Annotated in this window: 30 protein-coding genes; 18 read left to right on the top strand and 12 right to left on the bottom strand. The window is 71.8% G+C overall.

Features of this window, described 5'->3' with window-relative positions; all coding sequences use genetic code 11:
- Positions 1–15: 15 nt before the first annotated feature.
- The 4 genes from EDF42_RS02295 (at position 16) to pucL (ending at position 3,423) form a co-directional block, all read left to right on the top strand.
- Positions 16–798, top strand: coding sequence for a class I SAM-dependent methyltransferase (locus tag EDF42_RS02295; RefSeq protein ID WP_123671346.1), 783 nt, complete (start codon positions 16–18; stop codon positions 796–798).
- Positions 799–980: 182 nt separating this feature from the next.
- The gene (locus EDF42_RS02290) at positions 981–1,463 is read left to right on the top strand and encodes an FBP domain-containing protein (protein ID WP_123339376.1); all 483 of its coding nucleotides are present in this window, start codon (positions 981–983) and stop codon (positions 1,461–1,463) included.
- A gap of 239 nt (positions 1,464–1,702) precedes the next feature.
- Complete coding sequence (uraH, locus tag EDF42_RS19325; protein WP_311316776.1) at positions 1,703–2,500, top strand: hydroxyisourate hydrolase; 798 nt, start codon at positions 1,703–1,705, stop codon at positions 2,498–2,500.
- A gap of 5 nt (positions 2,501–2,505) precedes the next feature.
- Positions 2,506–3,423 carry a factor-independent urate hydroxylase gene (gene pucL, locus EDF42_RS02275; protein WP_123671345.1) on the top strand — a complete coding sequence of 306 codons (918 nt, stop codon included), beginning with the start codon at positions 2,506–2,508 and terminating at the stop codon, positions 3,421–3,423.
- Here the strand turns inward: pucL and EDF42_RS02270 are convergent.
- Together EDF42_RS02270 and EDF42_RS02265 are read right to left on the bottom strand one after the other, a co-directional pair.
- Positions 3,420–4,826, bottom strand: a complete 1,407-nt coding sequence (locus EDF42_RS02270) for a nucleobase:cation symporter-2 family protein (protein WP_260154483.1) — start codon at positions 4,824–4,826, stop codon at positions 3,420–3,422. The two genes, pucL and EDF42_RS02270, sit on opposite strands and share 4 nt — an antisense overlap.
- 177 nt (positions 4,827–5,003) lie before the next feature.
- Complete coding sequence (locus EDF42_RS02265) at positions 5,004–5,990, bottom strand: aldo/keto reductase (RefSeq protein WP_123671344.1); 987 nt, start codon at positions 5,988–5,990, stop codon at positions 5,004–5,006.
- A 172-nt stretch (positions 5,991–6,162) separates the two neighbouring features.
- On the opposite strand from EDF42_RS02265, the gene EDF42_RS02260 reads away from it, so the two are divergent.
- The 7 genes from EDF42_RS02260 (at position 6,163) to EDF42_RS02230 (ending at position 13,907) form a co-directional block, all read left to right on the top strand.
- Positions 6,163–6,399 (top strand): hypothetical protein, encoded by a 237-nt coding sequence (locus tag EDF42_RS02260; RefSeq protein ID WP_148067594.1) that lies wholly within the window; start codon positions 6,163–6,165, stop codon positions 6,397–6,399.
- A 254-nt stretch (positions 6,400–6,653) separates the two neighbouring features.
- A complete protein-coding gene (locus EDF42_RS02255; protein ID WP_185040721.1) occupies positions 6,654–7,946 on the top strand; it encodes an FAD-binding oxidoreductase in 1,293 nt (430 codons plus the stop codon).
- 146 nt (positions 7,947–8,092) lie between these two features.
- The gene (locus EDF42_RS02250) at positions 8,093–8,725 is read left to right on the top strand and encodes a YdeI family protein (protein ID WP_123671341.1); all 633 of its coding nucleotides are present in this window, start codon (positions 8,093–8,095) and stop codon (positions 8,723–8,725) included.
- 9 nt (positions 8,726–8,734) lie between these two features.
- Positions 8,735–9,616 (top strand): aldo/keto reductase, encoded by an 882-nt coding sequence (locus tag EDF42_RS02245; RefSeq protein ID WP_123671340.1) that lies wholly within the window; start codon positions 8,735–8,737, stop codon positions 9,614–9,616.
- 165 nt (positions 9,617–9,781) lie between these two features.
- A complete protein-coding gene (locus EDF42_RS02240) occupies positions 9,782–10,366 on the top strand; it encodes a PadR family transcriptional regulator (protein WP_260234994.1) in 585 nt (194 codons plus the stop codon).
- On the top strand, positions 10,363–11,091 hold the full coding sequence (locus EDF42_RS02235; protein WP_123339369.1) for an ABC transporter ATP-binding protein: 729 nt from the start codon (positions 10,363–10,365) through the stop codon (positions 11,089–11,091). The genes EDF42_RS02240 and EDF42_RS02235 overlap by 4 nt, the downstream gene beginning before the upstream one ends.
- Positions 11,088–13,907: an FtsX-like permease family protein gene (locus tag EDF42_RS02230; RefSeq protein ID WP_123671338.1), complete on the top strand. Its 2,820-nt coding sequence runs from the start codon at positions 11,088–11,090 to the stop codon at positions 13,905–13,907. The genes EDF42_RS02235 and EDF42_RS02230 overlap by 4 nt, the downstream gene beginning before the upstream one ends.
- Positions 13,908–13,952: 45 nt before the next feature.
- Here EDF42_RS02230 and EDF42_RS02225 read toward each other — a convergent pair whose 3' ends face one another.
- Positions 13,953–14,390, bottom strand: coding sequence for a hypothetical protein (locus EDF42_RS02225; protein WP_123671337.1), 438 nt, complete (start codon positions 14,388–14,390; stop codon positions 13,953–13,955).
- Positions 14,391–14,496: 106 nt separating this feature from the next.
- Positions 14,497–14,820, bottom strand: a complete 324-nt coding sequence (locus EDF42_RS02220) for a DUF952 domain-containing protein (protein ID WP_148053815.1) — start codon at positions 14,818–14,820, stop codon at positions 14,497–14,499.
- A 53-nt stretch (positions 14,821–14,873) separates the two neighbouring features.
- Here EDF42_RS02220 and EDF42_RS02215 point away from each other — a divergent pair, with 53 nt between their 5' ends.
- A complete protein-coding gene (locus tag EDF42_RS02215; RefSeq protein ID WP_123671336.1) occupies positions 14,874–15,416 on the top strand; it encodes a TetR/AcrR family transcriptional regulator in 543 nt (180 codons plus the stop codon).
- A 141-nt stretch (positions 15,417–15,557) separates the two neighbouring features.
- Here the strand turns inward: EDF42_RS02215 and EDF42_RS02210 are convergent, their stop codons facing one another.
- Both EDF42_RS02210 and EDF42_RS02205 read right to left on the bottom strand, forming a co-directional pair.
- Entirely contained in the window at positions 15,558–16,229 is a 672-nt protein-coding gene (locus EDF42_RS02210) for an SDR family oxidoreductase (protein WP_123671335.1), read from the bottom strand.
- Positions 16,226–16,624, bottom strand: a complete 399-nt coding sequence (locus tag EDF42_RS02205) for a cupin domain-containing protein (protein ID WP_123339363.1) — start codon at positions 16,622–16,624, stop codon at positions 16,226–16,228. Before EDF42_RS02205 ends, EDF42_RS02210 begins: the two co-directional genes overlap by 4 nt.
- A 109-nt stretch (positions 16,625–16,733) precedes the next feature.
- Between EDF42_RS02205 and EDF42_RS02200 the strand changes: the two genes are divergently transcribed.
- The 4 genes from EDF42_RS02200 (at position 16,734) to EDF42_RS02185 (ending at position 19,964) form a co-directional block, all read left to right on the top strand.
- Positions 16,734–17,897, top strand: coding sequence for a sorbosone dehydrogenase family protein (locus tag EDF42_RS02200; RefSeq protein ID WP_260234992.1), 1,164 nt, complete (start codon positions 16,734–16,736; stop codon positions 17,895–17,897).
- A gap of 63 nt (positions 17,898–17,960) precedes the next feature.
- On the top strand, positions 17,961–18,839 hold the full coding sequence (locus EDF42_RS02195) for a helix-turn-helix transcriptional regulator (protein ID WP_123339361.1): 879 nt from the start codon (positions 17,961–17,963) through the stop codon (positions 18,837–18,839).
- Between the two features lie 52 nt (positions 18,840–18,891).
- A complete protein-coding gene (locus EDF42_RS02190; protein WP_185040720.1) occupies positions 18,892–19,764 on the top strand; it encodes a helix-turn-helix transcriptional regulator in 873 nt (290 codons plus the stop codon).
- Positions 19,761–19,964: a hypothetical protein gene (locus tag EDF42_RS02185; RefSeq protein ID WP_123671333.1), complete on the top strand. Its 204-nt coding sequence runs from the start codon at positions 19,761–19,763 to the stop codon at positions 19,962–19,964. The genes EDF42_RS02190 and EDF42_RS02185 overlap by 4 nt, the downstream gene beginning before the upstream one ends.
- An 80-nt stretch (positions 19,965–20,044) precedes the next feature.
- On the opposite strand, the gene EDF42_RS02180 is transcribed toward EDF42_RS02185, so the two are convergent.
- Complete coding sequence (locus tag EDF42_RS02180; RefSeq protein WP_123292981.1) at positions 20,045–21,061, bottom strand: aldo/keto reductase; 1,017 nt, start codon at positions 21,059–21,061, stop codon at positions 20,045–20,047.
- Between the two features lie 123 nt (positions 21,062–21,184).
- Between EDF42_RS02180 and EDF42_RS02175 the strand changes: the two genes are divergently transcribed.
- On the top strand, positions 21,185–21,883 hold the full coding sequence (locus tag EDF42_RS02175) for a carboxymuconolactone decarboxylase family protein (protein ID WP_123671332.1): 699 nt from the start codon (positions 21,185–21,187) through the stop codon (positions 21,881–21,883).
- On the opposite strand, the gene EDF42_RS02170 is transcribed toward EDF42_RS02175, so the two are convergent.
- Both EDF42_RS02170 and EDF42_RS02165 read right to left on the bottom strand, forming a co-directional pair.
- Entirely contained in the window at positions 21,826–22,872 is a 1,047-nt protein-coding gene (locus EDF42_RS02170; RefSeq protein WP_123671331.1) for an NAD(P)-dependent oxidoreductase, read from the bottom strand. The two genes, EDF42_RS02175 and EDF42_RS02170, sit on opposite strands and share 58 nt — an antisense overlap.
- Positions 22,872–23,360 carry a DUF4126 family protein gene (locus tag EDF42_RS02165; protein WP_123671330.1) on the bottom strand — a complete coding sequence of 163 codons (489 nt, stop codon included), beginning with the start codon at positions 23,358–23,360 and terminating at the stop codon, positions 22,872–22,874. The genes EDF42_RS02170 and EDF42_RS02165 overlap by 1 nt, the downstream gene beginning before the upstream one ends.
- Positions 23,361–23,467: 107 nt before the next feature.
- On the opposite strand from EDF42_RS02165, the gene EDF42_RS02160 reads away from it, so the two are divergent.
- Positions 23,468–24,118, top strand: coding sequence for an SDR family oxidoreductase (locus tag EDF42_RS02160; RefSeq protein ID WP_123671329.1), 651 nt, complete (start codon positions 23,468–23,470; stop codon positions 24,116–24,118).
- Positions 24,119–24,129: 11 nt separating this feature from the next.
- On the opposite strand, the gene EDF42_RS02155 is transcribed toward EDF42_RS02160, so the two are convergent.
- The 3 genes from EDF42_RS02155 to EDF42_RS02145 form a co-directional block, all read right to left on the bottom strand.
- Entirely contained in the window at positions 24,130–25,221 is a 1,092-nt protein-coding gene (locus EDF42_RS02155; RefSeq protein ID WP_123671328.1) for an acyl-CoA desaturase, read from the bottom strand.
- A 96-nt stretch (positions 25,222–25,317) separates the two neighbouring features.
- Positions 25,318–26,034 (bottom strand): GAF and ANTAR domain-containing protein, encoded by a 717-nt coding sequence (locus EDF42_RS02150; RefSeq protein WP_123339354.1) that lies wholly within the window; start codon positions 26,032–26,034, stop codon positions 25,318–25,320.
- 12 nt (positions 26,035–26,046) lie between these two features.
- On the bottom strand, positions 26,047–26,745 hold the full coding sequence (locus tag EDF42_RS02145; protein ID WP_123671327.1) for a GAF and ANTAR domain-containing protein: 699 nt from the start codon (positions 26,743–26,745) through the stop codon (positions 26,047–26,049).
- Between the last annotated feature and the right edge of the window lie 59 nt (positions 26,746–26,804).

Genomic DNA, 26,804 nt, shown 5'->3' with positions numbered 1-26,804 from the left:
TCGTAGGCTGGGGCCGTGACGAGGACGACGGACGGATCAGCGGGGGACGCCGACTACGCCCGCATCGGCCAGGACTACCGGCAGTACCGCCGCCCCGAACCGACGTTCGCCCGGGCGATCGCGAAGGCCCTCGGCGACGCCCGCACCGTCCTCAACGTGGGTGCCGGTGCCGGATCCTACGAGCCGACCGATCGCGACGTCACGGCCGTCGAACCCTCGGCGTCGATGCGCGCCCAACGACCGGACACCCTGTCGACGGCGATCGACGCCACCGCCGAGGACCTGCCCTTCGACGACGACACGTTCGACGCCGCGATGACGACGTTCTCGGTGCACCAGTGGGGCGACCTCGAGCGTGGGCTGGCCGAGCTGCGCCGGGTGACCCGGGGTCCGATCGTGATCCTGACGTGCGACCCGGCCCGCGTCGAGGACTTCTGGCTCGCCGAGTACGCACCAGAGGTGATGGCGACCGAGGCCCGGCGCTACCCCGCGCTCGACCGCATCGCCGCCGCACTGGGCGACGACACCGTCACGAACACCCCGCTGCCGATCCCGTTCACGTGCGTCGACGGCTTCTCCGAGGCGTACTACGCCCGGCCGGAGCGCCTGCTCGACCCCGGCGCCCGGAAGGCGAACTCGGCGTGGAGCTTCGTCGACGAGCTCACCGCACGGCGATCGGTGGCCGCACTCCGGGCCGCGCTCGACTCCGGCGAGTGGGACCGGCGGCACGGGGCGCTGCGGATCCGGCCGACCTACGAGGGCGCCCTCGTCCTGGTGACGGCCGTCCCCGCCGCTTGACACGTCGACGTAGGCTGTTGGGGTGAGCTTCCAGGAGGTGGTCGGCGCCCGGAGCGCCGGCATCAGGGCGTGAGGCCCCCGGTCGTGCCCGCAGGCACGGCCGCCCTCGTCGAACCCTGACCTCCTCCCGCCCGGTGCGGTGTGCGTCCGCACGCCCCGGGCCCGCTCGAAAGCGATGCACCATGCTCCCCATCACGGAGAAGACCCTCCGCACGTCCTTCGTCAACGCCTCCCGCAAGGAGACGACCGACATCACGCTGCCCGCCGACTTCGAGGCGATCGACTGGGACGCGCTCGACTTCCTGGGCTGGCGCGACCCGAAGATCGGTCGGCGTGCGTACGCCGTCGTGCCGACGCTCGAGGGAACGCTCGTCGGCATCGTGTTCCGGCAGGCCGAGGCCTCGTCGCGCTCGCGCGCCCAGTGCTCGTGGTGCCAGGACGTGAAGCTGCCGAACGACGTCGTGTTCTACAGCGCGAAGCGGTCCGGCAAGGCGGGGCGGAACGGCGACACCGTCGGCACGCTCGTCTGCCAGGACTTCCAGTGCTCGCGGAACGTCCGGAAGCTGCCGCCGCCCGCCTACGAGGGCTACGACGTCGAGGCCGCGCGCCTGCGGCGCATCGAGGACCTGCAGCTGCGGGCCGCGTCCTTCGCCACGGAGGTCTGAGCCGCCGGCGTCCTCGGAAGACGCCGCCGAGTCAGCGAGACGCCGCCGGATTCGGGGGCGCGTCGCGCTGACGCCGGCGTCTCGCGTCCGCAACGCGACGGACGCCGGACGGGAGGCGCGGGGCGGGGCCGCCACGGGCCTCCCGTCCGGCAGACGCGACCGTTTCAGGGCCGCGGGTCGCGTTGCGGGGGAAACCGCCCGGTAACGCGGGTGAAACGGTCGTTCCGTAGCCTCGGCACATGGACCTCGGCGACCTCGACGACGCGACCGCCCCCGACGCTGCCGTGGTGATCCGGGGATGGGCCGACGTGCCCGCGTGGGTCGACGCCCTGGTGGCCGCGCGCCCGTTCGGCACGGTGTCGGCGCTGCTCGATCGAGCGCGAGTCGAGTCGGCGTCGTGGGGTGCGCCGGAGCTCGACCACGCCCTGGCGCAGCACCCGCGGATCGGGGAGCGGACGACCGATGCCTCATCGGCCCGCGAACAGTCGTCGATGCGCAGCGCCGGCGACGCGGTGGCCGGCCGGATCGCCGACGGCAACGCCGCGTACGAGCAGCGGTTCGGGCGGGTGTTCCTGGTGCGGGCCGCCGGACGGACGCCCGAGGAGCTGCTGGCCGAGCTCGACCGGCGCCTCGCGGGCGACCCGGAGGTCGAGACGGGTGAGGCCGCCGCTGCCCTGGCCGACATCGCCCTGCACCGCATCCGCGCGACGTTCGCCGTGCCGCACCTGACCACGCACGTGCTCGACGCCACCACCGGCACCCCGGCGGTCGGCGTCGGCCTGACGCTCAGCACCGTCGACGGTGACGTCGTCGCGACCGGCTCGACCGATGCCGACGGCCGTGCGGCACTCGGCCCCGACGTGCTCGCGCGCACCGACCACGTGCTGCGGTTCGACACCGGCCCGCACTTCGCCGCTGCCGGGGTGCCGACCTTCTACCCGTTCGTGACCGTGGCGTTCCGCGTCACGGGCACCGAGCACCTGCACGTCCCGCTGCTGCTGAGCCCCTTCGCCTACAGCACCTACCGAGGGAGTTGACCGCCATGTCGGAGACCACCGTCCACCTGGGACCGAACAAGTACGGCAAGGCTGAGAACCGCCTGGTCCGCGTGACCCGGCACGGCGACCGGCACGAGATCGCCGACCTGACCGTGACGTCGCAGCTCATCGGCGAGGCGTTCGCCGGGTCGTTCACCAGCGGCGACAACTCCCGGATCGTCGCGACGGACACCCAGAAGAACACCGTGTTCGCCCTGGCGAAGGAGCACGGCGTCGGCGCCCCGGAGGACTTCCTCGCGCTGCTCGCCGACCAGTTCACGGGCGAGTTCGACTGGGTCGAGGGCGGGCTCTGGCAGGCCGAGGTGCACCCGTGGGAACGCATCACGGTCGACGGGCAGCCGCACGACCACTCGTTCCGCCGCACCGGCACCGGGACCCGTCTGGCGACGGTGCACGTCGAGGGCGGCGAGCGCCACGTCACCGGCGGCGTGAAGGACCTGGTCGTCCTGAAGTCGACCGGGTCCGAGTTCCACGGGTTCCCGCGGTCGCGGTTCACGACCCTGCCGGAGACGACGGACCGCATCATGGCGACCGAGGTCACGGCGCGGTGGCGGTACCTGCCGTCCGCCGTCGCAGCGGGGATCGACTACGACCATCTGTACGAGGAGGTCGTCGCCGTGATGCTCGAGCAGTTCGCCACCGTGCACTCGCTCGCTCTGCAGCAGACGCTGTGGGAGATGGGGCGGGCGGCGATCGAACTGCGGCCCGAGCTCGCCGAGGTGCGGTTCGCGATGCCGAACAAGCACCACTTCGTCGTGGACCTGTCGCCGTTCGACCTGACGAACGAGAACGAGGTGTTCATCGCGGCCGACCGTCCCTACGGGCTGATCGAGGGGACGGTCGTCCGCGACGGCGTGGCCGAGGCGCCCCGTGCGTGGGAGCACCTGCCCGCCTTCGTCTAGGCCGAGGGCTCCTCGCGCGGCAGCGCGATCGGCGCCGTCGACCGCACCCCGTCGTACGAACCGACCGCCGGGTCCTCGCCGTACCGCTCGGCCACGGAGCGCGAGCCGAGCAGCAGGTTGAGCAGGATCGCCGCGACGGCGCCGGCCGAGATCCCCGAGTCGAAGACCAGCGTGAACCACGTCGGGAACTGCCCGTAGATCTCCGGGGCGACGGTCGGCAGCAGCGCGATGCCGAGCGGCAGCGCCACCACGAGCACGTTCCGGTTGTCGAACCGCACCTTCGACAGCGTCCTGATGCCCGACGCCGCGACCATGCCGAACAGCGCGACACCGGCACCGCCGAGCACCGCGTGCGGGATCGCCTCGACCACCGCGGCCACCTTCGGCACCAGACCGAGCACCACGAGGATGCCGCCGGCCGCCGTCGCCACGTACCGGGAGCGCACGCCGGTCAGTGCGACGAGCCCGACGTTCTGCGCGAACGCCGTGTACGGGAACGTGTTGAACACCCCGCCGACGACGGTGCCGAGTCCGTCCGCGCGCAGACCGTCGGCGAGCGTGCGCTTCGACACGGGACGCCCGGTGACCTCACCGACCGCGATCATGTCGCCGGTGGTCTCGGTCATGATCACGAGCCCGACGACGAGCATCGACACGATCGAGGCGAGGTCGAACGTCGGCAGCCCGAAGTGGAACGGCGTGACGAAGGCGAACCAGCCCGCGTCCCCGATGCCCGACCCGTCGACCATGCCGGGGACGAACAGCGCCACGACCGTGCCGAGCAGCAGTCCGAACAGCACCGAGACCCGGGCGAGACCGCGCGGCGCGAACCGTTCGACCAGGACGATCGCGAGCAGGACCCCGGCGGCGAACGCGACGTCGAGCGGGTCGGCAGCACCGTCCTTGCCGCCGTCGGTGACCCAGCCGGCGGCGACGCTCATGAGCGACAGACCGATGATGAGGATGACCGTGCCGGTGACGATCGGGGGGAACAGCCGGACGAGCTGCGCGAACCACGGTGCGACGACCACCATGAAGACGCCGCACGCGATCGTCGCCCCGTACACGGCGGTGATGCCGTGCTCGGTGCCGATCGCGATCATCGGGCCGACCGCGGCGAACGTGACACCCTGCACGAGCGGCAGCCGGACTCCGAACCGCCAGAAGCCGACGGACTGCACGATCGTGGCGAGGCCCGCGACGAACAGGTCGGCGCTGATGAGGAAGGCGAGGTCGGCGCTGTCGAAGCCGAGGGCCCCACCGACGATGAGCGGCACGGCGATCGCGCCCGCGTACATCGCGAGCACGTGCTGCAGGCCGAGCGGCAGGAGCCTGGCGAGCGGTGGGACGGAGTCGACGCCGTCCTCGGTCGGTGTCGCGCGCGGTGTCTTCGTGGTCGTCATGGCGTCCCCTTCGAGCGGTGGTTTCCCTGTGCTCCGGACGCTATGCACCCCGTGTTTCCCCGCGATGACGGGCGTGGGTCGCGTCGGTCACCGGACCAGCGCCCGAAACGCACGCCGAGACGGCCGGGAGGTCCGTGGCGGAGCCGCCACGGGCCTCCCGGCCGTCATCCGGTTGCGTCAGCGACCGATGGTCGACATGTCGGGGTAGCGGTCGCCGGTCGGGACCGGGAGCGCCGACAGGCGCGTGACCTGGTCCGCGGTGAGGGTCAGGTCGGCGGCACCGACGTTCTCCTCGAGGCGCGACACGCGCTTCGTGCCCGGGATCGGCACGACGTCGTCGCCCTGGGCGAGCAGCCAGGCGAGGGAGACCTGTGCCGGGGTGGCTTCGGCCTCGGTCGCGATCGCCTTGACGGCGTCGACGATGCGCATGTTCTGCGCGAACGCCTCTTCCTGGAAGCGCGGGTTCGCCAGGCGGAAGTCGTCGGAGTCCAGGTCGGACGGCTTCGTGATCGCACCGGTCAGGAACCCGCGGCCGAGCGGCGAGTACGGCACCAGTCCGATGCCGAGCTCGCGCAGGGTGTCGAGCACCGCCCCCTCGGGGTCGCGCGTCCACAGCGAGTACTCGCTCTGCAGGGCCGTGATCGGGTGCACGGCGTGGGCCTTCCGGATCGTCTCGGGTCCGGCCTCGGACAGGCCGATGTGCCGGATCTTGCCCTCCTGCACGAAGCCGGCGAGCTGCCCGATGACGTCCTCGATCGGGACGGCCGGGTCGACGCGGTGCTGGTAGTACAGGTCGATGTGGTCGGTGCCGAGGCGCCGCAGGGACCCCTCGAGGGCCTCGCGCACGGACTCCGGTGCGGAGCTGATGCCGCGTCCGGTGGCGGGCGTCTCCTCACCGGCGGTGTGGGTGATGAGGCCGAACTTCGTCGCGATCACGACGTCGTCGCGGCGGTCGGCGAGGGCCCGGCGGAGCAGGTCCTCGTTCGTGTAGGGGCCGTACGCCTCGGCCGTGTCGAACAGGGTGACGCCGAGGTCGATCGCGCGGTGGATCGTGCGGATCGACTCCGCGTCGTCGGTGCCGGCGCCCGTGTAGAAGGCGCTCATGCCCATGGTGCCGAGGCCGACGGGTCCGACCTCGAGGTCTGCGAGCTTGCGTGTCTGCATGGTGCAGGTCTACTCCGGGTGCGCCGCTCGGAGGAAGGCACTGCCTGTGCCGGTCAGACACGGGCACCGTTCGTGTGGATCCTCCAAGGTCCACGCGGGCCAGCACGGCGTAGTCACGGCGGCGGTACGCTCAGGGGACGGGGTGGACGCCCCGGGACGGAAGGGGAACGTCGTGGTCGTCGTGTGGATCGTCATCGGAGTGGTCGTGGCCATCGCCGCGCTGCTCACCGTGCTCGAGGTGCAGAACCGCCGTCGTGCGAAGCTCCTCGCCCACCTCGAACCCGTCGACCCGACCCTCGGAGCCCGATCCCTCGCTGACGCGGAAGCGGCGCACTCGATGACCGAGGGCCTCGCGAAGTCCGCACACCCCGGCATCACCGGTGCCGGCGGCGGACTCGCCGGGTCGTGACGCACCGCCCGACCAGGCGGATCCTGCTCGCCGGGGGCGTCGGACTCGGGCTCGCCGGGGTCCTGGCAGCGTGCAGCCGGCCGAGTCCCGCTCCGTCGAGTTCGCCGCGACCGACCTCCAGCGGCCCCGCACAGCCGACGAGGACGCCTTCGAGCACGCCCACGCCCGGCGGCCCCGACTCGTGGGACGCTCTCGTCGCCGCGGTCTCCGGCACGGTTCTTCGATCCGGGTCGAACGGGTGGGACAGCGCCCGCGTGCTCGAGAACCCGCGGTACGACGACGCCGACCCGCAGGGCATCCTGCGCGTCGCCGGGGCTCCGGACGTGCAGGCCGGCCTCGCCTTCGCGCGGAACACCCGCACCCCCGTCGCACTGCGCGCGGGCGGGCACTCGTACACGGGCTGGTCGGCCGGCGGCGCACCCGGGACCGACGTCCCGCGGTCGCTCGTGATCAGCACGCAGGACCTCGACGACATCGAACTGCACGACGACGACACCGTCACGATCGGCCCGGGTGCGCAGCTCGGGGACGTCTACGCCGCGCTCGCGAAGGCCGGACGGGCGATCGGCGCCGGCTCCTGTCCGACCGTCGGCATCGGTGGGCTCACCCTCGGCGGCGGGGTGGGCGTGCTCGTCCGCTCGTTCGGGCTGACCTGCGACCAGCTCACCGGCGTCACGCTCGTCACTCCGGACGGCGCCGTGCACGAGGTCTCGACGTCCAGCGAACCGGACCTGTTCTGGGCCTGCCGCGGTGGGGGCGGTGGAACCGTCGGCGTCGTGACCGCACTGACGTACCGGACGCAGGCCGCGCCTCCCGTCCTGCTCTTCAGCATCACGTTCGCGTGGTCGGCCGCCTCGGCCGTGGTGCGCGCCTGGCAGGACTGGGCGCCCACCGCCGACCCGAAGCTGTGGTCGACGCTCAAGCTGCTGAACGGCAGTCGGCACTCCGCCCCGACGGTCACCGTGACCGGCGTGTGGACCGGATCGAAGACCGGCGCCGACACCTCCGTCGACGGTTTCATCGCCGCCACCGGTGCGAAGCCCCTCGTCCACACCGGGCGGGTGCTCACCTACGGCGCCGCGATGTCCGCGCTGGCGGGGAAGCCGCAGCGGGTGTCCGAGGCAGCGACGTCGTCGATCGGATCGGCGAAGCTCACCGACGCGCAGATCGACGCGCTCGTCGCCCAGGCGGCCGCGGCGGGCGACGTCGACGGCAACCTCGAGGGCGGGGTCGCGCTCGACGCCCTCGGCGGCGTCGTGGCGGACGTCGGCCGGACCGACTCGGCGTTCCCGTGGCGGTCCGCGCTCATGACCGTGCAGTACACCGCGGTCTTCGCCGACGGCGCGGACCCTGCACCGTTCGACGCGTACGTGCGGGGGTTCCGACGGGCGATGCGGCCGGCGTGGGGCGACGCGGCGTACGCGAACTACTGCGACGCGGCGATCACGGACCCGTCGGCGTACTTCGGGGACAACACCTCGCGCCTGCACCGCATCGCCGAGCAGGCCGATCCGACGGGCGTGCTCGACCAGCCGAACTGGGTCTGACGCCGCACGAGTCTCGGCCCGACGCACGCGAGTCTCGGTGTGAGCGACAGTTCTCGTGGCTCGCACCGCGAGAACTGTCGCCCACGCCGAGACTCGAGCAGGAGCCGGGGCCGGCCAGCCGACCGACCGCGTCCTACGATGACCGCATGGACATCGTCGACCTGGTGCTGCCGGACGTCGCTGCCTGGCGTGCCTGGCTCGACGCGCACGAGGGCGACGCCGACGGGGTGTGGCTCGTGCTCGCGAAGAAGGGCGTCACCGATCCGACGACCCTGACCTATGACCAGGCGCTCGACGAGGCACTGTGCTCGGGGTGGATCGACGGCCAGAAGCGCGGTCGCGACGACGCCACGTTCCGGCAGCGGTTCACCCCGCGTCGGAAGGCCTCGCTCTGGTCGCAGCGGAACATCGGCCTGGTGGCGACGCTCGTCGCCGAGGGACGGATGCGGGACCGAGGCCAGGCGGAGATCGACCGCGCGAAGGACGACGGCCGGTGGGACCGCGCCTACTCCGGGGCCGCGGCGGCAACCGTGCCGGAGGACCTGCAGGCAGCGCTCGACGCGTCCCCGGCCGCCGCCGCGTTGTTCGCCGAACTGGACGCCACGAACCGGTACGCGGTGCTGCACCGGATCACGACCGCGCCGAGTGCGACGGCCCGGACGAACCGGCTGACCAAGCTCGTCACCGGCTTGGCGCGCGGCGAGACCCCGTACCCGCGTCCGGACCGGTCGGAGCGCCGGGGGACACCGACTCAGGGACCGGCAACGCCTCGGGCGTAGACCGGGGACATGACCACTGGCACCGACACCACGAACCGTCCGGCCGCCGCCTCCGGCACCTTCCGCATCGGGGGCGACCTCGAGGTCCACCGCCTCGGCTACGGCACCATGCAGCTCACCGGCCCCGGAGTCTGGGGGCCGCCGAAGGACCACGACGAGGCCGTCCGCGTCCTCAAGCGCGCCGTCGAGCTCGGCGTCGACTTCTTCGACACCGCCGACTCCTACGGCCCCTACGTCGCCGAGGAGCTGCTGCACGAGGCGCTCCACCCCTACGGCGACGACGTCGTCATCGCGACGAAGGCCGGACTCACCCGGACCGGCCCGAACGAGTGGCCGCCGGTCGGCCGTCCGGAGTACCTGCGGCAGGAGGCCGAGATGAGCCTCCGCCGTCTGGGCCTCGAGCGCATCGACCTGTTCCAGCTGCACCGCATCGACCCGAAGGTCCCGCTCGAGGACCAGGTCGGCGAGCTGAAGAAGCTGCAGGACGAGGGCAAGATCCGGCACATCGGCCTGTCCGAGGTGTCGGTCGACGACGTCAAGGCTGCCCAGGAGATCGCGACGATCGTCTCCGTGCAGAACCTGTACAACCTGCAGAAGCGCGACGCCGAGGAGCTCCTCGACTGGTCGACCGAGCAGGGCATCGCGTTCATCCCGTGGTTCCCGCTCGCGACCGGCGGGCTGACCGGTGAGGACTCTCCGCTCACCGAGATCGCGTCGCGGAAGGGTGCTTCCCCGGCGCAACTGGCCCTCGCCTGGCTGCTCAAGCGCTCGCCCGTCGTGCTCCCGATCCCCGGCACCTCGAGCGTCTCGCACCTGGAGGACAACCTGCAGGGCGCGACCATCGAGCTGACCGACGACGAGTTCGAGGAGCTGTCGAAGCTGGGTTCCTGACCCTTCGGTCGCGGACGCGACCGAACGGCGGACGGGAGGCACGGTGCCAGCTGGCACCGTGCCTCCCGTCCGTCTCCCGCGCTCTCCACCACCGCGCTTGCGCATGCATACGCGGTATGGGCATACTCGGTATGTCCATGGTGGACGAGAGACGGGGGAAGTGTCATGAGCGTACGGATGGGCGTACTCGCGCTGCTGGTGGGGGGACCCGGGTACGGGTACCAGCTCCGGGGGGAGTTCGAGCACCGCACCGGCGGGAGCTGGCCGCTGAACATCGGCCAGGTCTACACGACGCTCGACCGCCTGGAACGCGACGGCCTCGTGGCCCGCGGCGACACCGACGACGACGGCCACGTCGTCTACACGGTGACCGACGCGGGTCGCGGGGAAGTGGCGCGCTGGTTCAGCGAGCCGGTGCCCGCCAAGCGCGGGCGTGACGAGCTCGCGATCAAGTTCGCTCTGGCCGTGACGGTGCCCGGCGTCGACGTCGCGCGCCTGGTGCAGGTGCAGCGCGGTGCCGCGATCCGGAACCTGCAGGACCTGACCCGGCTCAAGCGCACGACCGATCCCGCGACGGACCTGGCGTGGTCGCTCGTGCTCGAGTCGATGGTGTTCCAGGCCGAGGCCGAGGTGCGGTGGCTCGACCACGTGGAGTCGACCGTGGCGCGGTACCGGCCGGAGGAGCACCCGGCGGCCGACGCTGGCGCCTCGTCCCCGACCGCTGCCGACACCGCGCGGAGTGCACGGTGAGCGCCGCACCGCTCCTGCAGCTCGACGCCGTCAGCGTGCACTACGGCTCCGGCGCGAAGGCCGTCACGGCGCTGGCCGGCATCGACCTGGCCGTCCAGCGCGGCGAGATGGTCGCGGTCATGGGGACCTCGGGTTCCGGCAAGTCGACGCTGCTCGCCTGCGCCGGCACCCTGCTGCCGCCGACGAGCGGCGAAGTGCTGATCGACGGCGAGTTCGTGTCCGACCGGCCCGCCAAGGAACTCGCGGCCCTCCGCCGTCGCCTCATCGGGTTCGTGTTCCAGGACTTCAACCTGATCCCGTCGCTCACCGCGGTCGAGAACGTGGCGCTGCCGCTCGAGCTCGACGGCTGGAAGGCCTCGCAGGCCCGCCGCGCCGCGGAACTGGCACTCGACAACGTCGAACTCGCGCACCGCGGCGACGCCTACCCCGACGACCTGTCCGGCGGGCAGCAGCAGCGCGTTGCGATCGCCCGGGGCGTGGTCGGCGAACGTCGGCTCGTGCTGGCGGACGAACCGACCGGCGCCCTCGACTCGCAGACCGGCGAGGTCGTGCTCCGCATGCTCCGACGGCACGTCGATGCCGGAGCCGGCGCGCTGCTCGTCACCCACGACGCCCGGCACGCTGCCTGGGCAGACCGGATCGTCTTCCTGCGCGACGGTCGCGTGGTCGACGAGACCGTGTACTCGGGCGTGGAGCTCACCCTGTCGGACCGGACCGCGTCGTGAGCCGGCGTCGGCGTCCCGGTACCGGCCGGACGCCGTTCGCCCTCCGACCGGCGCTCCGTCTGGGGCGTCGGCTGGCCTTCGCGAAGGCCGGACGAGCAGCGCTGATCATCGCGCTCATCGGGATCCCCACCGCCGGGTTCGCGGCAGTGGCGGTCGTCGTGCAGTCGACGCAGCCCACGACCGCGGAGTCGCTGGACTACGACCTCGGCAAGGCAGCCGCGCAGATGCGGGTGTCCGGTCCGGACCTGCCCGGCATGCGGCAGGACCCGGTGCAGTGGCAGTTCACCGACGCGAAGCGGAACAGCCCGGTCACGAAGGCCGACGAGGACGCGCCGTTCGCGAACGTGCTCGCCCACGTGCCGGACGGTGCACTGTCGATCCCGGTCGGCGGCACACCCGTCGTGGTGCAGGGTCCGCGGGGCCCGGTGGGTCTGGCCGCGGTGGAGGGCAGCGTCTGGGACCCGTCGCTCGAGGGCCACTGGCGCGTCCTCGACGGTTCGGCGCCGACCGCGCGCAACCAACTCATGGTCACGCCCGCGACCCTCGACCGGCTCGGCGCACACATCGGTGACACCGTCGACCTCACCGATCCCGTCACGAAGCGGTTCACGATCACCGGGACGATGCGCGACCTCGGTTCGGCGCCCAGCGAGCAGGGGGTGTTCCTGCCGTGGGGGACGACCCTGTCGACGACGGACACCACCGACGACGTCGGCCTGACCGACGTCACCGTCTACTTGCCGTCGGACGCCCCGACCTGGTCGGAGATCCGGCAGCTCAACGCGCACGGCATCGTCGTGCAGTCCCGCCCGGTCGTGCTCGACCCGCCGGACGCCCGCCTGCCCGGCGGCCAGGTGAACTCGTCGCTCGGCTGGTACCTCGGTGCGATGGCGCTGCTCGGGGTCTTCGCGATGTTCGAGGTCGCGCTGCTCGCCGGGGCCGCGTTCCTGGTCGGCACGAGGGCGGACACCCGTTCGTACGCGATCGTCACGAGCGTCGGCGGGGACAAGCGGTTCGTCCGGACGATCGTCGCCGGGTCCGGCCTCGTGCTCGGGTCCATCGGCGCCGTCCTCGGCGTCGCGGTGGGCACCGGGATCGGCGTCGCGGTGTTCCGCCTGATCGACAACGGCGACGTCGTGTCGTTCCCCGGCTTGCACGTGCCCCCGCTCCTGCTGCTCGTGGTCGCGGCCGCCGGCGTCCTGGCCGGGCTGGTCTCCGCACTCGTCGCTGCTCGGGCCGCCACCCGCATCAACGTGCTCGCGGCGCTGCGGGGTTCGCTCCGACCCGCGCCCGTCGACCGTCCCGCTCGTCGTCGGCGACGCATCTGGGGGCCGGTGCTCATCATCGCCGGTGCCGTGATGACGCTGGCGTGCGGCGCCGGCGTGCTCATGCTCAACGACCGCCGGGTGCAGGACGACCACTGGGCCTGGGTGGCCGGTGCCGGGGTCGCGCTCGGGCCGTGCCTGATGCAGCTCGGCATCGCGATCTGCTCGCCGTGGCTCCTGGCCCTGGTCTCCCGGATGTCCGCACGCCTGGGCCTGTCGGCTCGGTTGGCCGCCCGCGATGCCCGGCGCAACCCGGTCCGGACGGTGCCGGTGCTCGCCAGTGTGATGAGCGTCGTGTTCGTCGCGTCGGTCGTGATCACGTGGAGTGCATCGAGCCACGCGCAGTACGTCCGCGGGTACGAGTACACGACGGCGGTCGGGGTCGCGACGTCCGAGGTGCAGCTGTCCAGCAAGGACGGTGCCGCCAGCGGGCACGACGCGGCGTTGACGGCGCACGCGGCGAAGGTCGTGGCGCGGGTGCTCGACCACGACCGGATCCGGGTGCTCGGCGTGGCCGAGGGCTGGGCGGGCGACACCCCGTCGTCCGTGACGATGCCGCACCGGTGGACGGACTTCGACTGCGACGGCTACGACTCCACGTCGTGCTCGTACTACCTCGACACCGCTGACGCGACCGTCCCGCACATCTGGACCGGCACCGTCGACGACTACGCCGTGCTCACCGGCCACCGCCCCTCGGCCGCGGTCCGGGACGCGCTCGAGGGCGGCGAGGCCGTGTCGCTCTGGCCGGAGTACGCCCACGACGGCGCGGTCCGCATCGACACGTTCCACGACCGCACGTGGGAGAGCCCGACGATCACGACGACGACGAAGCCGGACGCCAGCGTGTCGATCCCGGCCGTGCTCGACGTGCAGTCGCCGCGGATCCAGGTCGGCGTCTTCATGACGAAGGCGACCGCTGCGCACTACGGGGTGCACGCCGTCGACGGCATGCTCGTCACGACGCTGCCCGGGGACATCGCGCCCGAGCAGTGGGACGAGCTGAGCTCCGCCTGGCAGAGCTTCGGCGGCGCGGACCGCGCTCGGTGGGACGGCCCGCAGTTCGCGTACGAGGCCGGGCCGGTCGACAACGGCGCACTGATCCGGGCGATCGTGCTCGCGCTGGCCGCGGCGGTGACGTTCGGTGCGACGGCGGTGGCCATCGGGCTCGCGCGGTCCGACGGGCGCCGGGACGACGAGGTGCTCGACGCGATCGGTGCCGCACCACGACTGCGACGGCGGGTGTCGACCTGGCAGGCGGCGATCCTGGCCTCGGTGGGCGCGGTGATCGGCACTCTGCTGGGGCTGCTGCCGATGCGGGCACTCACCCTGCGGTTCACGGAACCAGCTGTCGGGTCGAACCACATGCCGTTCGTGCCGGACTGGTCGATGCTGGCCCTGCTCGCGATCGGTCTGCCGCTGCTGGTGACAGCCGGGGCATGGCTCACCGCGCACGGCCGACGCCGGGTGGCGGTGCGCCGGGCGCACTGAGGTGTGGGCGGCGCTGCACGCGGCGCCGCCCCGGTGCAGTCCCGGTCAGGTGCCGGGCTGCACCACCATGAGCACGGCCACGACGACCCACACCACGTTGAACAGGCCGACCAGGGCAGCGAGCTTCCGCGGCGAGCGCTCGGTCCCGTTGCCGCGCAGGACCTCGCGCTGCTCCGGCAGGACCCCGAGCGCGAGGATCCCCGCAGCCACCGCGGTCAGACCGATCGAGACGAGCAGCCACGCCTCGTCGAGCGCCCCGACCTCGAACGCCAGGGCCGTGCCGAAGGTCGGAACCGCGAGCGAGATGATCGAGTACACGTGGCAGATCCGGTGCAGGACCCTGGCGACCGCTCGGGCGCCCTGGTCGTCCGGATCGGCGACGAGCGCGCGGGCCGGCTTCGGGAACATGCTCCCGGCGACCGCGACGGGACCGAGGGTGAGCAGCGCCGCCACGACGTGCACGGTGAGGAGGACGCTGGACATCCCTTCCAGCCTAGGACGCGGTACTTCGTGAGCAGAAATGGTCGGGTCGCCGTCGGCGGACTCGACCATTTCTGCTCACGAAATGGTCGTCGTTCGTCCGTGCCGCTCACCGCCGGGCGATCGGCACCTCGGCCAGCACGACCTCGTCGTCCATCGGGATCGGACCCCGCACCCGCGGGAGTCCGTCGACCCACTCGACCGTCACCCCCGCAGCTGCGAGCCCCTCGACGCTCAGGTCGATCCGGAGCAGGGGCAACGCGAGGTCGCCGTACCGCTCGGCGACGACCTCGGACACCCGGTCGGGCGTGGTGGCGCGGACGTACCCGCCCGGCTCGAGCGGCACCCCGCGGGTGGACACCTCGTACTCGCCGAACCCGCGGCTCATCTCCCAGTCGTCGGCGATCGCCACGTGACAGACCACATCGGTCATGGACCCTCCTCGGTAATGAAACGGGAGCGTATCATTACCGCTAGGATGGGTCCGTGAACAAGCGTGGACGTCCGACCACTGACGAGCGGATCGCCCGGGACGAGCGGATCCTCGACGTCGCGACCGACCTGTTCCTGGAGCACGGGTTCGCGGGCGTCGCACTCGACCGCGTCGCCGCGGAGGCCGGGGTCACGAAGCGCACGCTCTACACGGCGTTCGGCGACAAGCCCGCGATCCTCCGAGCAGTCGTCCGGCGGCAGCACCCGTACGCCGACCAGCCCGCCGCGGACCTCGTGTCCACGGCCACGGCGATCGGCAGCGCGTTGCTCTCGGACCGTGCGGTCGCCCTGCACCGACTCGTCATCGCGGAGTCGACGCGGTCGCCCGAGCTCGCCCGCGAGTTCCACGAGGCCGGCCCGCTCGCCGCCCAGCAGGCTCTGGTCCGCGCCGGAGCGACTCCGGACACCGCCTCCGAGCTCTTCAGCCTGCTGCTCGGGGAACTCCACCGCCAGCGCCTGCTCGGCCTGGCTGCGGCCCCGACGGCGGCGGCGGTCGCCGCACGCGCCGCGCGTGCCGTCGCGCTGCTCTCGACGTGACCCCAGGGCGGACGGGAGGCCCGGTGCCAGCTGGTACCGGGCCTCCCGTCCGCCACATGGTGAGCAGAAATGGTCGGGTGGCCGCCGCAGACCCGACCATTCCTGCTCACGAAGCGGCGAGCGGCGCGGCGCGCACCGCGCTCAAGCGGGGTCGGGCAGCGCCTCCGCGTACGTGCGGAACTCGCCGCGCTCCGCGTGGATCGCCCACAGACGATCCGCGATGGACTCGCCGGAGTGCTCCGGCCGCCCGTCGTCGATGCCGAACGGGATGATGAGCTGACCGACGTGGACCTGCTCGTCGCGCACGGCGTCGTGCAGGAGCTGCGCGTAGGCGCTCTCGGCCGCGAAGGCGACCGAGGTGCCGGTGACCCGGGCGCCGGGACGCACCGCACTGCCGCCGTTCACGTACAGGATCGTGCCGTGGCCGATCGCGCGCATGCCGGGCAACACCTGGCGGACCGCGTTGACCGAGCCGTAGACCGAGAACTCGATCGGGCCGACCAGGTCCTCCGCGGTGGTCTCGAGCACCGGGCGCATGTACTCCTTGGCGGGGAGCGGGCTGTACTGCAGCACCTCGATGGGGCCGAGCTGCTCGGTCGCACGCTCGAGGGCGCTGCGGAGCGAATCGCCGTCACGGACGTTCGCGGCGAACCCGGCGGCCGTGATGCCCTGCTCGCGCAGCGACGCGGCGAGGCCGTCCAGGCGGTCCTGGTTGCGGGAGACGAGGGCGATCGAGAAGCCCTCACGGCCGAAGCGTTCGGCGACGGCGAGACCGAGGCCCTTGCCGGCCCCGATGATGGCGATGGTGGTCATGCGGAGTACTCCTCGTCGGTGACGTGCTCGAGCCAGGTGGTGGTGGTCGCCGGGTCGTCGGCGAGGTCGAGCATCGCGAGGTGCTCCATGTAATCCGTCGGGGTCGCACCGTGCCAGTGCTCCTCACCCGCAGGCGTGTAGACGGTCTGGCCCGGCTGGACCTCGATCACGCCGCCGTCACGGGTACCCATGCGCGCAACACCCTCGGTGACGTGCAGGGTCTGGCCGTTGGCGTGCGAGTGCCAGGCGGTGCGGGCGCCGGGCAGGAACCGGACCTTCGCGACGGTCATCGACTGGCCGGCTTCCCTCGGGCTGGCGATGGCGTCGAGGTACACGTCGCCGGTGAACTGCGCGGCCGGGTTCTTGACGGTCGGCTGCTTCGGTTGGATCTCCATGGCCCCGACGGTAGGCCGATGTGCGCACCGGAGGGAGGTGCCGGTCGTACCCCTCAGCCGTTTCCCGAACACGGCGTGTGTGATCGACGGACGATCCGGGAGGACCACCGTGGACAGCAGCGAACACCCGACCCAGCAGCCGAGCCCGACCCGCACCCGACGCGCCTGGTCCGCAGCGGGCATCGCCGCCGTGGCCGCCCTCGCCCTGAGCGGCTGCGCCGATGCCGCGCCGGACGACGACCGCGGCTCGTCGGCGAGCGCCCGTGCCACCGCCCCCGCCGACCTGCCCACCGGGCAGGTCGCGCTCGACGGCGACACCAGTGACGTGGTCACCGGGCTCGAGGCACCGTGGTCGGTCGTCCGCACCGGCGACGACGGCGACGCCCTGGTCAGCGAACGCGACTCCGCGAAGGTCCTCGAGCTGCAGGACGACGGCTCCACGCGCGAGGTGGGCACCGTCGACGGCGTCAGCCACGGCGGCGAGGGCGGGCTGCTCGGGCTGGCCCTGCACGACGACGACCTGTTCGTGTACTCGACGGCCGACGACGGCAACCGGATCCAGCGGTTCGAACTGACGGGCAGCGCCGGGTCGTGGGCGCTCGGCGCCGCCACGACGATCATCGACGGGCTGCCGTCGAACACGTTCCACGACGGCGGCCGCATCGCGTTCGGCCCCGACGACATGCTCTACGCCAGCGTCGGGGACGCCGGCACGAGCAGTGACGCGCAGGACGAGGACTCGCTCGCGGGCAAGATCCTGCGGCTCACCCCGGACGGCGACGTGCCGGACGACAACCCGTTCGACGGGTCACCCGTCTGGAGCCTCGGGCACCGCAACGTGCAGGGCCTGGGATGGTCCTCCGACGGCACGATGTTCGCGTCGGAGTTCGGCGAGAACACCCTCGACGAGCTGAACGTGATCGAGGCGGGCGAGGACTACGGCTGGCCCGAGGTCGAGGGCGAGGGCGGCGAGGGCCAGGGCTTCGTCGACCCGGTGCAGCAGTGGTCGACGGACGAGGCGTCCCCGAGCGGCCTGACGGTCGTCGACGACACCGTGTTCGTGGCCAACCTGCGCGGCGAGGTGCTCCGGGCGATCCCGGCGGACGACCCGGGGACGTCGACCGAGTACTTCCCGGGCGACTTCGGCCGGATCCGGACCGTGCTCGAGGGGCCGGCGGACACCCTCTGGTTCGTCACGAACAACACCGACGGCCGTGGTGACCCGGAAGCGGGGGACGATCGCATCGTCTCGGTCCCGCTCACGCGGTCGTGACGACCCCACAGGGGTTCCGGCAGCCCCTCGCTCGCACGCTGTCCAGCCGGTTACCGTGACGGCATGAACCACCGCGACGAAGCCCGCGACTTCCTGTCCAGCCGTCGCGCCCGCATCACTCCTGAGCAGGCCGGGGTCGAGACGTTCGGAACCCGCCGTCGGGTCACCGGGCTCCGGCGCGAAGAGGTCGCACGGCTGGCAGGCGTCAGCATCGACTACTACACGCGGCTGGAGCGGGGGAACCTGCAGGGCGTCTCGGACAGCGTGCTCGAGGCCGTCGCCGGCGCACTGCAGCTCGACGCCGCCGAGCTCGAGCACCTGCGCGACCTGTCCCGGCACCAGAACGCGACACCACGGCGCGCGGGCAAGGTCGTGCCGGTGGCGGCCGTCCGCCCGGAGCTGCAGTACCTGCTCGACGTCATCACCGATGCGCCGGCGATGATCATCAACAACCGGCAGGACATCGTCGCCGCCAACGCGCTCGGCTACGCGATGCACTCGGACCTGGTGGCGGCACCGGCCCGGCCGATGAACTTCTCGCGCTTCATCTTCCTCGACCCGCAGGCCCGGAACTTCTACCAGGACTGGCAGCGGGCGGCGCACACGAACGTCGCGATCCTGCGGCGCGAGGCCGGGCGTACACCGAACGACCGTGACCTCGCAGCCCTCATCGGCGAACTGTCGATGCGGAGCGACGACTTCCGCGCGCTCTGGGCGGCGCACGACGTCCGCCGCCACTACGCCGGCGTGAAGTCCTTCCGGCACGCCGTGGTCGGTCCGCTCGAACTGCACTTCCAGACGCTCGAACTCGCCGAGGACCCCGGGCTCGCGCTCACGATCTACCCGGCGACCCCGGGCAGCCCGACCGCTGACGCGCTCCGCCTGCTCGCATCGTGGGCGGCGACGGAGCAGATCGCGGAACGCGCTCGCGCATCCGCCTGACGGGTACCAGCAACCCCTTCTTCCCCGCGCGGCACGGTCCTACCGTGGACGCATGGACACCAAGAGCGAAGTGCGCGACTTCCTCCGCACCCGCCGCGAGCGCGTCACGCCGCAGCAGGTCGGCCTGCCCGACTTCGGTGGCGCCCGACGGGTCAAGGGTCTCCGCCGCGAGGAGCTCGCGCTCGTCGCCGGCATGAGCGTCGACTACTACATCCGCCTCGAGCGCGGGAACCTCACCGGCGTCTCGGAGAGCGTGCTCGAGTCGCTGTCGCGCGCGTTGCGCCTCGACGACGCCGAGCACGCGCACCTGTTCGACCTGGCCCGCGTGCAGAACGCCTCGGCGACCACGCGGCGGAAGCACCCGACGTCGAAGGTCCGACCGAACGTGCAGCGCATGCTCGACGGCATGACCATGCCCGCGTGGGTGCGCAACGGCCGCTCGGACTTCCTGGCCGGCAACGCCCTGGCCCGTGCGCTGTACTCGCCGCTCTTCCTCGACCCCGCCGGCACCCCGAACACCGCCCGCTTCGCGTTCCTCGACCCACGCGGTCAGGAGTTCTGGCGCGACTGGGACGTCGTCGCGAGCGACATGGTGGCCGTGCTCCGTGCCGAGGCAGCCCGGTCGCCGTACGACAAGGGACTGACCGACCTGATCGGCGAGCTCTCGACCCGCAGCGAGGAGTTCCGGCAGCGCTGGGCCGCGCACGGCGTCATGCGGCACCTGAACGGATCGAAGCGGGTGCACCACCCCGAGGTCGGCGACCTCGACCTGACGTACGAGACGATGGAGCTCGCGACCGACACCGGTCTGACGCTCATCGCCTACGGCACCGAGCCGGGCTCACCGTCCGAGGAGCGCCTGCAGCTGCTCGCGAACCTCGTCGCCACGACGGCCGCAGCCGTCCCGGAACCGGAGGACGCATGAGCGAGACCGAGTCCGTCCCGACGACCGCAGCCGCCGCACCGCTCGGCTTCCTGGGCCGCTTGCGGTTCCGCTGGCGCGCTGAGCAGGAGATCCACGACCTGACCCGCGACCGTGCGCTCGAGGAGCGCGTGCGTGCCGAGGCCGCCGTGCGGCTCGCGCCCGGCCCGTGGCACCTCGGCGAGCTGTTCCGACGTCGCTGACGTCGTGCGCGTGCCCAGATGGCGGACGGGAGGCCCGTGGCCAGCTGGCCACGGGCCTCCCGTCCGTCAGTCGGTCGCGTTCACCGGCGACGTGCGGCGGGCACCAGGGTGTGCTGCCCGTAGCTGTTGTCGTCGGGGTTGATCGTGACGCCCGGTGCGACGAGCTCGTCGATGCGGTCCAGGACCTCGTCGCTGAGCACGCGGTCGGCGGCGGGGAGCTGCGACTCGAGCTGCTCCATGGTGCGCGGGCCGATGATCGCGCTCGTGACGCCGGGGTGCCGGATCACCCACGCCAGCGACATCTCGATGAGGGACATGTCCTGCGACTCGGCCAGGAGTGCGAGTTCCTCGACGATGTCGAGCTTCCGCTGGTTCGCGGGCGTCGACATGTCGAACCGGGCCGCGGGGCGGTGCTTCGCCGTCGGGGTGCCAGGAGCGTCCTTGCGCCAGCGGCCACTGAGCCAGCCGCCGCCGAGCGGGCTGTAGACGAGGGTGCCCATGCCGTAACGCTGCGTGGTCGGCAGGACGTCCTCCTCGATGCCACGCACCAGGATCGAGTACGGCGGCTGCTCGGTGCGGAAGCGCTCCAGGCCACGGCGCTCCGAGGTCCACTGGGCCTCGACGATCTCGGCGCCCGAGTACGACGACGATCCGATGTTCCGGACCTTGCCCTGGCGGACGAGGTCGGTCAGGGCGCCCAGGGTCTCCTCGACGTCCGTCGTCGGGGACGGACGGTGCACCTGGTACAGGTCGATGTGGTCGGTGCCGAGGCGGCGCAGGGAGTTCTCGACCTCCTGCATGATCCAGCGGCGCGAGCCCCCGGAGCGGTTCGGACCCTCGCCCATCGGCATGAAGAACTTGGTGGCGAGCACGACGTCGTCACGGCGGTCCTTGATGGCCTTGCCGACGATCTCCTCGGAGACGCCGTCCGAGTAGGCGTCGGCGGTGTCGACGAAGTTGATGCCCGCGTCGAGGGCGCGGTGGATGATCCGGATCGAGTCGTCGACGTCGGCGTTCGCCCACGGGCCGAACATCATGGTGCCCAGAGCGAGCGGGCTCACCTCGACGCCGGTGCGTCCGAGCTGGCGGTACTCCATGGTTTCCTCTCCGTGCCCGCGGGTCTCGCCGGGCACGGCTGCCACGCTAGGCCGGTCACCCACGGCGAAAGGGGGGAGGCCCTTACCTCCCTCGGTCGGCGGGGCGGTCGTAGCGTCGGGGACATGACGTTCGCCGAGACCGACCCCGAGTTCGCCCAGTACCACGCCGACTTCGTGGACGAGACGCTGCAGCACGCGTCGCTCAGCAGCCACGACCGCGCGGTCGTGCAGCTCGGTGCGATGATCGCCGCCGGCGCGCAGTCCGCCTTCCGACAGCTGCTCGACACCGCACTCGACGAGTCACTGACCCCGGTCGAGGCGAAGGAGATCGGGTATCAGGCCGTCGCCTACGTCGGGTCCGCGCGCGCCTCGGACTTCCTCACGATCACGAACGACGTCCTGACCGCGCGCGGTGTCGAGCTGCCGCTCCCGGGCCAGTCGACGACCACCCCCGACGACCGACTCGAACGGGGCCGTGCGGTCCAGAGCGCCGTCGTCGGCGCCGGACGTGTCGACGCGATGTACGAGAACGCGGCCGACGACACCGTGCACTTCCAGCGGTTCCTGTCCGGCAACTGCTTCGGCGACACCCTCGGACGGGACGGGCTCGACCTGCCGACGCGTGAGCTGCTGACGTTCGCGGTCCTCGTCGCGCTCGGCGGCGCGGACGCGCAGGTCACGGGACACGTCGCGGGCAACCTGCACGTCGGGAACACCCGGCAACAGCTGCTCGACGTGCTCACCGTCCTGGTGCCCGTGATCGGCTACCCGCGGACGCTCAACGGGCTCGCCGCCGTGAACGAGGGCGCGCCTGCCGACTGAGGTCGCGGCCGGTCTGTCAGGCGACGAGGGGGGCCGGCGACCTCGAGCTGGTCGTGGTCGACCTGCCAGCGGACGGCGTCGAGCACCGTCTGTTCGGCGGTGAACCCGGGCACGTAACCGAGCAGACGGCGGGCCTTCTCGACGCTGAACACCTGGCTGCGTGACAGGTGCTCCCAGCTGGCGCCAGCGTGCTCTGGAGTCGTGGTCTCGCGGAACCGGTCCCAGCTGACGGGCTCGAGCCGGGCCTCCTGGCCGAACCACGACGCTGCCAGGTGGGCGTACCCACGCGCGGTGAGCGCCGTCGGCGCCGTGATGAAGAAGTCCTCGCCGACCGCCGCCTCGCGGTGTTCGACGGCGAGCTGGAAGGCCTGCGCGACGTCGTCCGCGTGCACGTGGGCCATGGTCTCGGCACCGAGGCCGGGGGCCTCGATCGCGTCGCCGGCGGACAGCCTCGTCAGCACCGACGGGTCGAGGTTGCCGAGCGGACCGATCGGCATCCAGCCCGGACCGCTGATGTGACCCGGGTGCAGCGTCGTCGTCGCCAAACCCCCTGACGCGGTTTCTTCCTTGAGCATCCGGGCGATCGCGTCCTTCTGCACGCCGTAGTCGCCGAAGGGCGGCGTGAAGTCGTCCTCGGTGATCGGCAGCACACGGGATGCACCCGCGCGCCAGATCGATCCGCAGTGCACGAGGTGCGTGCCCGTGCCGCGGAGCGCTTCGACGAGGGCGGCGGCGGACGGCTCGGTGAAGCAGACCAGGTCGACCACGGCGCCAGCGCCGAGCGCAGCGATCCGCGCTCCGAACGTGCCGTCGCGGTCCTCCTGCTCACGGTCCGCGGTGACGCGTTCGACCTGCTGCCACTCGGGGGAGTCGGCGTAGGGGGTGCTGGTGCCACGGCTGATGGCGACGACCTCGTGTCCGGCGCGGACGAGGCGGGGGACGAGGAACGTGCCGATGTGGCCGGTGGCTCCGATGACGACGATGCGCATCAGTCGGCGGTGATGACCTTCACGGAGCCGGCGATGGTCGCGGCGTCCTCGGCGAGCGCCACGACCGGGTCGGGCAGGCGGGTGGTGGCACCGACGAGCTTGCGGGCACCCCACCCGACGAACGACCCGACGATCGCACCGACGCCGCCGAGGATCGCGCCCTCGATGCGCAGGTCGCGCTTGCCGGTCGTGCCGAGTGCCGCGCCGACGAGCGCGCCGGACCCGATGCGGCCGATCAGGCCGGCGGGGGAGATGCGGTTCGGGGTCATCGGCAGCTTGTCGCCGATGAGCTCGCCGACGGCCGAGGCGACGAGGAGTCCGCGGCCGAGCGGGGTACTGAAGACCTTCCAGTCCTGCCACGACCCCTTCAACGAGGACCGGTCGTGGTTCAGCGCCAGCACCGCGAGTGGGGTGGCACTGCGGCCCCCGCTCAGGATGCCGAGCACCAGGGTGCGGACCAGGGTGTGCTGCTCGTGCTGCGTGCTCATCGTGTCTCCAGACGTGGTCAGGTCCGACCGTACGCACGCAGGCCGCGAGCGCTCCGAGGGTCCTCACGGACTGCGGGTACTGAGCTGGCCCGAGTAGCGTCCGCCGCATGAGCAACGTCATCGTCTTCGGCGGCCACGGCAAGGTCGCACTCCTCACCACCCGCATCCTCAGCGACCGCGGCCACACCGTCACCTCGGTCATCCGCGACGCGGACCAGTCCGACGAGATCCGTGCCCACGGCGGCGAACCCCGGGTCGCGGACATCCAGCAGCAGTCCCTGACCGACTTCGCGGAGCTCGTGCACGGGCATGACGCCGTCGTGTGGTCGGCCGGTGCCGGCGGCGGGTCCGTCGACCGCACCTGGGCGATCGACCGCGACGCAGCGATCCTGTCGGTGCAGGGTGCGAAGCAGGCCGGCGTCGACCGCTACGTCATGGTGTCGTGGTCCGGGTCGCAGCTCGACCACGGGGTACCGCAGGACAACGACTTCTTCGCCTACGCGCAGTCGAAGGCGATCGCCGACGCCGTGGTGCGCGACTCCGGTCTGCAGTGGACCATCGTGGCGCCGAGCACCCTGACGGACGACGACGCCACCGGTTCGGTCGACTGGGCGGGCTCGTCGAGCGACGTGCCGCGCGGCGACGTCGCACACGTGATCGCCGACGTGCTCGAGACCCCCGGCACGGCGGGCAACACCATCCGGTTCAACTCGGGATCGACCCCGATCGCGGACTTCCTGCGCGCCGACGCGGTCTGAGTCCGCGGTCGTCAGCGCAGTCGTTCGACCATCGGGCACGCGAACGGATCGCGAGCCGCCAGACCGACCTCGTTGAGGTAGCGGACCACGATGACGTAGGAGTGCACCAGCGTCGTCTCGGTGTACGGCACGCCCTGGTCCGCGCAGTACTTCCGGACCATGTCCCGGGCGGCCCGCAGGTTCGGTCGGGCCATGCTCGGGAACAGGTGGTGCTCGACCTGGTGGTTCAGGCCGCCCATGAAGTACTCGACCCAGGCGCCACCACCGATGTCGCGCGAGGTCAGGACCTGGCGCGAGAAGAAGTCCACGCGGCGGCCGGGTTCGATGACGGGCATGCCCTTGTGGTTCGGCGCGAACGCGATCCCCATGAGGAACCCGAACACGGCGAGCTGCACACCGAGGAACGCGAAGGCCAAGCCGACCGGCAGGAACCAGAACACGACACCCAGGTAGAGCACGAACCGGCCGACGAAGACCGATCCCTCGGCCCACCGCCGCTTCACCGGGCCACGGCTCGTGTACGTGCGGATCGACTGCCAGTGCAGGTTCACGCCCTCGACCAGGAGCATCGGGAAGAACGCGTACCCCTGCACGCGGACGAGCACGCGCAGGAACCCGGTCCGGCCGGCAGCGTCCTCGGGCCGGAACGAGATCGCGTCGAACGAGATGTCGGGGTCCTTGCCGACGGTGTTCGGGTTGGCGTGGTGCCGGGTGTGCTTGTTCATCCACCACGCGTAGCTGATACCGGTCAGGAACGTGCCGGCGTACCGGGCCGCCCGGTCGTTCCAGTGGTGCGACGCGAACACCTGTCGGTGGGCGGCCTCGTGCGACAGGAACGCGAACTGCGTGAACAGTGCGCCCAGCACCCCCGCGACGATCAACTGGTACCAGGAGCCGCCGAGCACGGCGAACGCCCCGCCGGTGATGCCGAGCAACGCCGCGAGCACCGCGATGAGGCCCCAGTACCAGCCCGTGCGGCGGCCGAGCAGCCCAGCGGTGCGGACCTGCGCGAGCAGCGCGGTGTACGTCGAGGTGGTGTCGGTACGAGCCGACCGTCGTTCGGTCTTCCGGTAGCCCGTCGGTACGACCAGTTCGTCGCCCATGGTTTCCTCCTGGATCCAGTGCTGCGCCTGCAACCGGGGTCCGGGGCTACGACTTGCTCGTGATCGTACGCCGGCCCGGACCGGGGACACACGGGATCAGGCGGGGAGGACCAGGCGGCGTTCGACGATGGCTCGGGCGACGTCGGCGAGGCGCTCCTGGTTCGACCGCGCGTACTGCCGCAGCAGTTCGAACGCCGCCTCGGTGTCGACCGAGTGCGTGTACGCCACGAATCCCTTGGCCTGCTCGATCACGACCCGGCTGTCGAGGGCTCGCTGCAACTGCGCCTGCGTCAGCGCCGCGTGTTGCAGGGTCCGCTGCTGCAGGATGCTGATGGTCGCGACGTCGGTCAGGGCCTGTGCTGCCAGGGCGTCGTCGCGGTTCAGCGCCCCCTCGGTCTCGCGGAACAGGTTGAGCGACCCGAGCGTGGTGTCCCGCAACCGCATCGGGATCGCGTGCACCGACGCGTACCCCGATTCGGCGGACGCGGCGGCGAACGTCGGCCACCGGCGTTGCATCTCCGCCTGGTCACTGACGGACACCGGCCGCCCGGTCGCGAAGCACTCCACGCACGGTCCTTCGCCGGCGTCGAGCTGCAGGAGTCCGACGAAGCTGGACCGCTCACTGGTCGACGCCACGACCTCGAGTTCCTGGTGCTGGTTGGCCAGCAGGATGCCGGCCGCCGAGGCGTCGAAGATGTCGACGACGCTGTCGACCAGGTTCTGCAGCAGGTCGACGACGTCGTACTCGTCGACGAGGGTGTCGGTCAGCGTGACGAAGGTGTCGATGAGCCGGCGCTCGCGGGTCGGTGCCATGGTGCGTGCTCCTCAGTTCTCGGAACCGTACGGCCGGGCGAGGTCGATGCGGCGAGCGATGACGTCGTTCGAGACGTCGCGGACGGTGCGTTCGGTGGCGAAGGCGTGCGCCTGCAGCACGAGGAGGGCGTCGGTGACGTCCACCCCGAGCTGTGCTGCGACCATGCCGGTCGCCTGGTGCACCTCTCGTCGGGAGTAGCGGCTGGTGCCCATGTCGGCGCGGCCGTCGGCGGCCGCGGCGAGCAGGGCACCACGGAGCACCCGACGGGCTGCGACCTCGGTGAGCTCCACGGCGCCGCGGATCTGCCCTACGGTCAGGGTGCGCTCGCTGTCCACGGACAGGTCGACGGCACCGACGGGGATCGTCCCGATGCGCATCGGGAACGAGAACACCGCCCCGACCCCGGCGCGCAGGAGCTCCTCGAGCGCGAGCGGCCAGTCGGTGTTCGTCGTGCCGGACAGGTCGGACTCCAGGACCGGGCGGCGGGTCGTCAGCGCCTGCCAGCACGGGCCCTCGCCGAGGTCGAACTGGATCTCGTCGATCCGCGCGGCGCGCGCGTCGCTCGCGCACACCGTCGCCGACCCGAGTGGGTTGCCGAGGGTGGAGATGCCGACCCCGGTCACGGGCAGCGTCGTCAGGAACGGCGGGCACATGTCGGTGCCGTCGGGTGCGGCCTGCAGTGCGGAGACTGCCGTCGTGAAGTCGTTCATCGCGAGGAAACCGTCCGGGTCCGTGAACGCGGGGCTGATCCGGTCCCCGCGTTGTGCAA

Origin of the sequence: Curtobacterium sp. PhB172, assembly GCF_003752545.1 — a bacterium.
In the GTDB taxonomy this organism is placed as follows: Bacteria; Actinomycetota; Actinomycetes; order Actinomycetales; family Microbacteriaceae; genus Curtobacterium.
Note: the sequence above shows the minus strand (reverse complement) of the source record. Positions and strands in the feature narration are given on the sequence as shown.